Source organism: Desulfosalsimonas sp. (genome assembly GCF_046483245.1).
Classification (GTDB): Bacteria; Desulfobacterota; Desulfobacteria; order Desulfobacterales; family Desulfosalsimonadaceae; genus Desulfosalsimonas.
The window spans coordinates 1-7,215 of sequence record NZ_JAWODO010000098.1; the positions used below are offsets into that span (position 1 = coordinate 1).

Here is a 7,215-nt window from a genome sequence, read left to right on the forward strand (position 1 = left end):
AAGAGAAATCGCCACCCATGCCAGCATCAGGCTGAATCCTTTTTGATAGGCGGCCAGGGAATATATTTTCACCCCTTCTGACATGCCCCCCTGCCAGCATCTGTCCAGCACCCAGCCCACAGCGGGCTGCAGCAGCATGGGGCCGGCCATCACGCCCATGTTGATCACTCCGGATACCGTGCCGGCAAGCCGCAGGGGGACCGATTCCTTGACAAAGGCAAAGCTGATCACCATACATCCCGAGCAGAACCCGGTTGCCAGCAGAATAACCACCAGGGCATAAACCGGCATGCCGGGCAGGAAAAACAGAATGGTCCAGCCGGCCAGACACAGGCTGCACCCCATGAGATAAAGCAGTTTTCTTCGGCCGAGCCGGTCTGACATCCAGCCGAATACCGGTCCGCCAACGGCCCAGGCCACCAGCAGGGCTGAGGTCAGCATTGAAGCATCAGCGGTGGATATGCGGTAATGGGTGGCAAGGTAGGGCACCCCCCAAAGTCCGGCAAATGTCAGGGTCGCGCCCACGATGCCGGCGGGGATAAAAAAAAGCAGGCCTGTGTTGCGGGCGGCAAACACTTCTGCCACGTCTTTTCTGATGTTTCTTGGCGCAGTGTTTTCGCCGGGAGCCTGCTGCGGGGCAGCCGGGCTGGCGTAGCCTTTGCTGCCGGGATCATCCCGGACAAACAACCAGATCAGGGCCCCAATGGCCAGCGTAACCCCGGCAATGCCAAGCATGATGGTTTGCCAGGAGTAGATGTTGATTAACATGCGAAGCGGCGGGCCGGCGGATACCGCCCCGATGATGCCGGAAAAAAGCGTCATTCCGGTAACCGCGGCAAAAAGCCGGGGCGCAAACCAGTTGGCCGCCAGCTTGAGCAGCCCCACAAATGCCACGGCCACGGATGCGCCGATCAGAAGCCGGCCCAGGCCGGCCCATAAAAACCCCGGAGCGGCGGCAAACAGGACCGTGCCCAGGCTTGCGATCAGAGCCCCCGCGGCCAGCAGCCGACGGGGTCCCAGGGTGTCTGCCAGGATGCCCGTGGGAATCTGCATGGCCACGTAGCTGTAGAAATAAAATGCCGAAAGCTGGCCCAGAGCGGTGGCACTGATATCAAAATCCCGCATGAGCTCATTTGTCATCACTGCCGGGGCCACCCGGTGGAAAAATGCCATCAGGTAAAACAGCGCAGCCATGGCCCACATGAGCCATGAAAGCCGAAGCGGCGGCGGGTAAAGAGAGGCGTTGCTCACTGTGTTTGACTCCCGGATGTTTTCTGGTCTGAAATCCTGGCCGCAGGCCGGAATTCGCCCCGGCCGTATTTTCCCTTTTTTGTCCATCTTCCCGGCTCAATTCCGCAAAGTCAAGAAGCAAATGGGCCAAACTTTTCAGATGACAGCCAGAAGAGGGATTTTCTCGTTGACATTAATTACGTTTTTCGTTTACGGTAAGCGTAAATTAAGCGGGGCCTTATGGATACATATGATTTAAAAGCAGTGCAGCGGGAAATCCTTCTCGGATTCTGGAAAATTCATATTCTGTACCATGCCGCTGAAGGGCCGGTGGTGGGCCAGTGGATGCTCACAGAGCTTCGCTGCCACGGATACGAGGTGAGTCCCGGGACCCTGTATCCCATCCTTCACCGGATGGAAAAGCTCGGATGGCTCTACAGTCAGGCAGATGCCGCAGCCGGGTCCAAAGCCAGACGTTCGTTTTATGCCACCGAAAAAGGCAGACAGGTCCTTGAGGTGGTTATGGGCCAGCTAAAGGAACTGGTCGGCGAGGCGGCCCCCCGGTCAAATATCAGCGGGTAAGCCCATGTTTGAATTCCTGGACGTAGAGTACGGCAGCATGCTGTCTGTGGCGGACCTGCGCATCGGCGACGATCAGATCACATCTTTGGTGGGCGTCAGCGGCAGCGGCAAAACCACCGTGCTGCGGCTGCTGAACAAAATGATATCGCCAACCCGCGGAAAAATCCTTTTTCAGGGCGTTGGCCTGGAGCAGATAAACCCGGTGCAGCATCGCCGCAATGTGGTGATGCTCTCCCAAGGGCCGGAGTCCACCAACCAAAACTTCGGCAGCTGGTTGATTCAGGTGCGGATCTGTTCGGGAAATACGATCTGGAAAATGCCGGAAAAGCCTGGAAGGAAGGCGATTTCGACCTGTTTCCCGCGGGCGCGGGACAGGTCACTGCGCTTTGAGGGCAAGCCGCCGTTTTCCCATGGGGTGGGGGTCTGTTCCGGCCCTGTGCTATCAGGAAATACAGGCAGCAGGAATCATCCCTCGTATGCCCTTATTGGCGACATTGTCAACACGGCCTCCAGTATCCAGGAGCTGACAAAGGAATTTGAAACCGATGTTCTGATTTCCGCGCGACTTTTTTTACCCATGCCGCTTGCTGACAGCATAAAAACACAATGGCGCCAAATTGCGAAATTTTGTTGACAGATTAAATATGAACATATAAATATAGGTTTATTCGATTGTGTAAACTGTAATATCAAATTATGTGGTTACAGATGAAAAATGCGAAACCCAGATACCCGGGATTTTTGCTGTAGGCGATCTCCGTGAAAAATACGCCAATCAGATTGTGCTTGCCGCAGCAGACGGATGCACGGCCGCCATGGCCGCAGCACATTATGTGGAAACCCGGAAAGAATAAAGTTTTGCTTTCCGGATCGTCCTTATGCTTTAAAGAGGTGACGACTTGAACAAACCCGCAATTCTCAAAAATAAACACTACTCCGAACCATTGTGGAATCGATTTTTCGGGAATTCAGTTTTTTTGGGGGGCGATTTTTTTTGCTGTTCAGGCCGCAAAGCAAAGGCGGGATGAACAATGCCGAAAAATAAATATCAGGAAATCACAGAAGCCCGGACAATCCTGGCCCTTCCGGAAAAAGCCACTATTGAGACAATCAAGGCAAACTACCGGTGGCTTATATCCAAATGGCATCCGGACAAATGCCATGAGGATAAGGAAACATGCAGGGAGATGACCCGTAAAATCATTTCAGCCTATGAAACCATCATGGACTACGTTGAAAACTATCAATACGATTTTTCCCAAGAGACGGTCAAAAGCCATCGTTCACCCGAGCAATGGTGGTTTGATACTTTTGGAAACGATCCTTTGTGGACAGACGGAAAAAATCAGAAATAGCCCTATGGCATGATAATGATGAATGAAAAGGATGGGCTTTTGCCAAAGACAGCGCCATTTGAACGTTATAGCGATCACTATGATGACTGGTTCCGGAAAAACCCGGATGCTTATAAATCTGAACTGGATTTGATTCGCGGGCTTCTGCATTTGCCCGGCGCCCGGGGGCTGGAAGTGGGGGCGGCTACCGGAAAATTTGCCGGGCCGCTGGGTATAGAAATCGGGGTGGAGCCATCGGGCCAAATGGCACAGAAAGCTGCAAAGCAAGGAATTCAGGTCGTCCGGGGGGTGGCTGAAAACCTGCCTTTCGCGGATGCGGCTTTTGATTTTGTCCTGATGGTTACAACCATCTGCTTTGTTGATGATATTTTTTTCACCTTGGAAATGCCGGGGAGGGACAAAAATGAAAGCATTGTTTATCATCACCACCGATGACGGGGAAACCGTCTTCAATGCCATGCGGCTGGCAAACGTTGGCGTCAAAAAAGGCGATGAGGTCAGTGTGTTTATGCTGGGAAAAGGTGTGTGTTTTGAACAGGCCGGAAAGGAAGACTTTGATGTGATGGGGCGGATCGATCAGTTTGAGGGGGATTTTTATGTCTGAGGCGTCTGTATGAAATCCCACGGTTTGGTGGGTTCAGGCACATGTCCGATCGGCTGGATGGATGATTTGTATGAAATTGCCAGGGAGGCCGACAAAGTATTTACTTTTTAAAGGCATTTACATAGCTGACTCTGGATGAAAAATATTGACTTCTTTTAAATCATTTTCGGGATAGGTTTTTTCATTATCTGCCCGGGGATGTTGCTGAATTGTAAAATTTTGTTGACAAATTGAATATGAATATATTGGTTTATTTGATTATTAAGCTGTAATACCAAAAAAAAGTGAATATGGCAGAAGACGGGATGTATGATTCAACCATTCAAAAACCTCGGCAAAGCGTCCAATGACAGGCAGCAAAGAACAAAAGGCCGTACAGGTTGATCCGAGCGGAATATCACGGAATCCGGCCGCAGAAAAAGACAGCCGGCCAGAGGCGCATCCGTTCAATGATGATCAGCTGCAGTGCGCCGCCTTTCTGGCCAAAAGCCTTTCAGACGGCAACCGACTGAGGATACTGCTGCTGCTCAGCGGCGGCAGGAAATCCGTGTCAGCCATTGTCGAGGCGCTTTCTTTGTCACAGCCTTTAGTGTCGCATCATTTAAAGGAGTTGAAGCGATCCCTTTTGGTAAGGGTTGACCGTGAGGGACCGTTTATTTATTATGAGCTTTCAGATCGAAGAATTCTGAATATTTTAAAGGCGTTGAGTGATATGGCGACTGATCTTTTATCAGAGAGAAAAACTTTTTAATTTTAACGGGCGGGTTGAATTTCCATGGATGAACTTTTTGAAATCCTTTCCGGCATGCCCCCTGAAAATGCATTGTCGGAGATTACGAAAATATTGAAAAGGCTTCTGGAAGACATGGACGGCGATTCGCGGGAGCGCTTCCTTATGAACTTGATCACAGGCTTTGAAGGAGACAAGGTTTCGAGCCTGGTCAATCTTTGACTGGCTGAATGCATGGGCGAAGGTGTCGACCCAACGCAGATGTGCCAGAGTCTTGTCAATAAGGTTGCCCAGTCAGAACAGCTTTCAGCCATAACCGACCCGGACCTGCTTATACTGTTTGAGGACTGGCTCGAAGAGCTTGAAAATGAAGTGCAGACGATTTATCAGACCAGCGGCGCAATGGAGGAAGATATAGTAGCGGGAAAGCTTGGGCTTTCCCGGAGAGGCACAAGGTTTCTTCTGTCAAAAATGTTGCGGGAAGGGAAAATAGGCTCTGACCGGCAATTTTGAAATAGGGTTGAGTAAATGAAAGGAGACTTTTGAAATGGCTGAATTGGTCGTGTTTCACAGCGGAAATTCCAGCTGACTTTCCTGCAAAAAGGCTGTAGGTATAGCCAAAGAAATGCAGGAGAAATTTGGAGAAAAACTGGAAACCAAGATTCACACCCTGGATTCTGAAGAGGCAAAGGGGTATACATTCAAAAGCCCCACCAATGTTTTATTTGAAAATGAATGGGTACCGCTTAAAGTGGCCCTGGACAAAAGCAAAATGGAGGCGTTTTTGAATGAAAGGCTTTAGGCCCTTTTTAAGGCAGGGCAACGCAGCGCCAGGCGCACTGCCAGGTTTCGGCTGCGTAACCGGGCAGGGGGCTTTCAAGGACACCGTCCAGGCGAAGGTGAATGAGGCGGATGGCCCCGCCAAAGAGGGTGGCCGAGGCGATGGCGGGATTCAGTTTCCGTATCTCGCCCTGGTCCATGGCCTGGCCGATCATTTGCTGTACCCGTTCAAAGGGTTTCGAGGAGCAGATGGATTTTTCACCCGGCATGAACTCCCGGTGCCTGGCGTATAGAATATAATGCATGGCCGCAGGCGCGGTTTCGGCCATGGCAAAGAGGTGGTCCACAAACGCCCGGCCCCTTTGGTAAAGCCCCGTGTTTTCCTCCATGATCCGGAAAACCGCGTCTGTCATCCGGGCAGCCAGGTCGTGGTAGAGAGCACGGGCAATGCCCTGCTTGTTTCCGAAATGGTGATAAATCGATCCGATGCTCACATCTGCGGCGTGCTGGATGTCATGCACAGAGGTGTTGAAATAGCCGCTGTTGTAAAATAGCACCAGTGCGGTGTCCAGGATTAGCTGCTGCCTGTCTTGGGTGGTCAGAGTTTTCAAAGGAATACAACCCGCCTATTTGACAAAGTCGGGCATGAATGGATAAAGCCGGCAGGCCATGCAAAAACCCGCGGAAGCCTCAAGAAACGCAAAAAGCGCCAGAATTGCGGCAAATATATAGCTTGCTGTTGGAATCCCCAGCCAATACAGCAGGCCGATCACGCAGGTAAAGACAAACCCGGTTTTTGCGGCAAAGATTTTGGGGCCGGCATTTGTCATTGTTGGTTTTGTATTGAGCATTCGGAGTATGCGCCGGCTCAACAGGCTGAAAAAACTGTAACCGGGCTTTAGAAATCCCCGGATGAAAAGATCCGCGCCAAGGATCAGGATAATCGCCTTAAAAGGGGTAAGCACAAATACCAGCATGCACAGCACTGTTAGTGCGGCATTGGCTCTTGCCACTTTTTCATTGATCGTCTCAAAAGAGATGGGACATGCTTCTGCCATAATGACCTTCCTTAATAAATGATTTTTCGTTATTAGAACGAATATTCATTCTAATGACGGAAAAGCTTTCTGTCAAGGGTGATGTGATTTTTGCCATCATATTTCTTGCATGAAAATTCGGTTAAAGTTACCTTGGTGGAAAATCAATCAACAGGAGGGTTTTATGAGTGTTATTGTGGAACTTTCCATATTTCCCATGGACAAGGGCGTCAGTGTCAGCCCCTATGTGGCCCGGGCCGTCAAAATCATTCAGGGCAGCGGTTTGCCTTATGAATCAAACCCCATGGGCACCTGCATCGAAGGCCAGTGGCCGGAGGTGGTCAAGGTTGTGGATCAATGCTTTAAAGACTTGCAAAATGACTGCGACCGCATTTATCTGACCATAAAGGCCGACTACCGCAAAAACCGCTCCAATGGCCTTGCCGGTAAAATGGCATCGGTTGAGTCGCAGTTGTAAATGGATGACGGCATCGCTTTTCCGATAAGGCTGAGGCAGCGTGACGCTTGCAATGAAAAACCCACGCCCGAGGAATGAAACCGGGTGTGGGTCCGGGAATACAACTTATGGTCAAGCCGTTAGCCGGGAACGGACATCGGTGAGGCTTTTCCGATATAATCAAGGGTTTCTTCGTACTTGGAGCGCACATCCACATGGGCGTCCTCAATTTCTTTTTTTTGCGGACTCCAATCAGATGGACATTCTGTGCGAAGAGACTCGATTTTATCCTCAAGGTCCTGGATGATAATCTTCATTTCTCCGAAATATTCCCAGACCTTGCCCTTTTGCTCAGTGCTCATTTTGTCTGTTCTGGCGATTACGTCAAACAGCTTGGCCTTCCATGCGGTCAGTTCTGCTGCCATTGAATTGCAATAATC

The 7,215-nt window shown here is 50.7% G+C and carries 14 protein-coding genes; 10 read left to right on the forward strand and 4 right to left on the reverse strand.

Annotated features, from left to right (window positions below; translation table 11 throughout):
• On the reverse strand, positions 1–1,251 hold a 1,251-nt coding region (locus tag R6U41_RS08720; protein WP_410269449.1), incomplete at its 3' end, for an MFS transporter.
• Positions 1,252–1,470: 219 nt separating this feature from the next.
• On the opposite strand from R6U41_RS08720, the gene R6U41_RS08725 reads away from it, so the two are divergent.
• From R6U41_RS08725 to tsoX, 9 genes are all read left to right on the forward strand, one after another.
• Positions 1,471–1,812 carry a PadR family transcriptional regulator gene (locus tag R6U41_RS08725; protein ID WP_410269450.1) on the forward strand — a complete coding sequence of 114 codons (342 nt, stop codon included), beginning with the start codon at positions 1,471–1,473 and terminating at the stop codon, positions 1,810–1,812.
• Positions 1,813–1,816: 4 nt separating this feature from the next.
• Entirely contained in the window at positions 1,817–2,446 is a 630-nt protein-coding gene (locus R6U41_RS08730; protein WP_410269451.1) for an ATP-binding cassette domain-containing protein, read from the forward strand.
• 64 nt (positions 2,447–2,510) lie between these two features.
• Positions 2,511–2,666, forward strand: a complete 156-nt coding sequence (locus R6U41_RS08735; RefSeq protein ID WP_410269452.1) for a hypothetical protein — start codon at positions 2,511–2,513, stop codon at positions 2,664–2,666.
• Positions 2,667–2,843: 177 nt separating this feature from the next.
• Positions 2,844–3,167 carry a J domain-containing protein gene (locus R6U41_RS08740; RefSeq protein WP_410269453.1) on the forward strand — a complete coding sequence of 108 codons (324 nt, stop codon included), beginning with the start codon at positions 2,844–2,846 and terminating at the stop codon, positions 3,165–3,167.
• Positions 3,168–3,182: 15 nt separating this feature from the next.
• On the forward strand, positions 3,183–3,602 hold the full coding sequence (locus R6U41_RS08745) for a class I SAM-dependent methyltransferase (RefSeq protein ID WP_410269454.1): 420 nt from the start codon (positions 3,183–3,185) through the stop codon (positions 3,600–3,602).
• Positions 3,571–3,882 (forward strand): DsrE family protein, encoded by a 312-nt coding sequence (locus R6U41_RS08750; RefSeq protein ID WP_410269455.1) that lies wholly within the window; start codon positions 3,571–3,573, stop codon positions 3,880–3,882. The genes R6U41_RS08745 and R6U41_RS08750 overlap by 32 nt, the downstream gene beginning before the upstream one ends.
• 235 nt (positions 3,883–4,117) lie before the next feature.
• Positions 4,118–4,522, forward strand: coding sequence for an ArsR/SmtB-type metalloregulator TsoR (gene tsoR / locus R6U41_RS08755; protein ID WP_410269456.1), 405 nt, complete (start codon positions 4,118–4,120; stop codon positions 4,520–4,522).
• 24 nt (positions 4,523–4,546) lie between these two features.
• On the forward strand, positions 4,547–5,014 hold the full coding sequence (tsoA, locus tag R6U41_RS08760; RefSeq protein ID WP_410269457.1) for an LULAXC motif selenoprotein TsoA: 468 nt from the start codon (positions 4,547–4,549) through the stop codon (positions 5,012–5,014).
• 34 nt (positions 5,015–5,048) lie between these two features.
• Positions 5,049–5,303, forward strand: a complete 255-nt coding sequence (tsoX, locus tag R6U41_RS08765; protein WP_410269458.1) for an HSGNPxU motif (seleno)protein TsoX — start codon at positions 5,049–5,051, stop codon at positions 5,301–5,303.
• Positions 5,304–5,310: 7 nt separating this feature from the next.
• Here the strand turns inward: tsoX and R6U41_RS08770 are convergent, their stop codons facing one another.
• Positions 5,311–5,892, reverse strand: a complete 582-nt coding sequence (locus R6U41_RS08770; RefSeq protein ID WP_410269459.1) for a TetR/AcrR family transcriptional regulator — start codon at positions 5,890–5,892, stop codon at positions 5,311–5,313.
• A gap of 15 nt (positions 5,893–5,907) precedes the next feature.
• On the reverse strand, positions 5,908–6,339 hold the full coding sequence (locus R6U41_RS08775; RefSeq protein WP_410269460.1) for a DUF4395 domain-containing protein: 432 nt from the start codon (positions 6,337–6,339) through the stop codon (positions 5,908–5,910).
• 163 nt (positions 6,340–6,502) lie between these two features.
• On the opposite strand from R6U41_RS08775, the gene R6U41_RS08780 reads away from it, so the two are divergent.
• Positions 6,503–6,796 (forward strand): MTH1187 family thiamine-binding protein, encoded by a 294-nt coding sequence (locus R6U41_RS08780; protein WP_410269461.1) that lies wholly within the window; start codon positions 6,503–6,505, stop codon positions 6,794–6,796.
• Between the two features lie 119 nt (positions 6,797–6,915).
• On the opposite strand, the gene R6U41_RS08785 is transcribed toward R6U41_RS08780, so the two are convergent.
• Positions 6,916–7,215 (reverse strand): hypothetical protein (locus R6U41_RS08785; protein ID WP_410269462.1); only part of this gene is annotated, 300 nt, incomplete at its 5' end.

Excerpts from the sequence above, each read along its gene's own strand:
- R6U41_RS08730 (WP_410269451.1), top strand. The coding sequence starts at position 1,817 with ATGTTTGAATTCCTGGACGTAGAGTACGGCAGCATGCTGTCTGTGGCG.
- R6U41_RS08745 (WP_410269454.1), top strand. The coding sequence starts at position 3,183 with ATGATGAATGAAAAGGATGGGCTTTTGCCAAAGACAGCGCCATTTGAA.
- R6U41_RS08775 (WP_410269460.1), bottom strand. The coding sequence starts at position 6,339 with ATGGCAGAAGCATGTCCCATCTCTTTTGAGACGATCAATGAAAAAGTG.
- tsoR (WP_410269456.1), top strand. The coding sequence starts at position 4,118 with ATGACAGGCAGCAAAGAACAAAAGGCCGTACAGGTTGATCCGAGCGGA.
- R6U41_RS08725 (WP_410269450.1), top strand. The coding sequence starts at position 1,471 with ATGGATACATATGATTTAAAAGCAGTGCAGCGGGAAATCCTTCTCGGA.
- R6U41_RS08740 (WP_410269453.1), top strand. The coding sequence starts at position 2,844 with ATGCCGAAAAATAAATATCAGGAAATCACAGAAGCCCGGACAATCCTG.
- R6U41_RS08780 (WP_410269461.1), top strand. The coding sequence starts at position 6,503 with ATGAGTGTTATTGTGGAACTTTCCATATTTCCCATGGACAAGGGCGTC.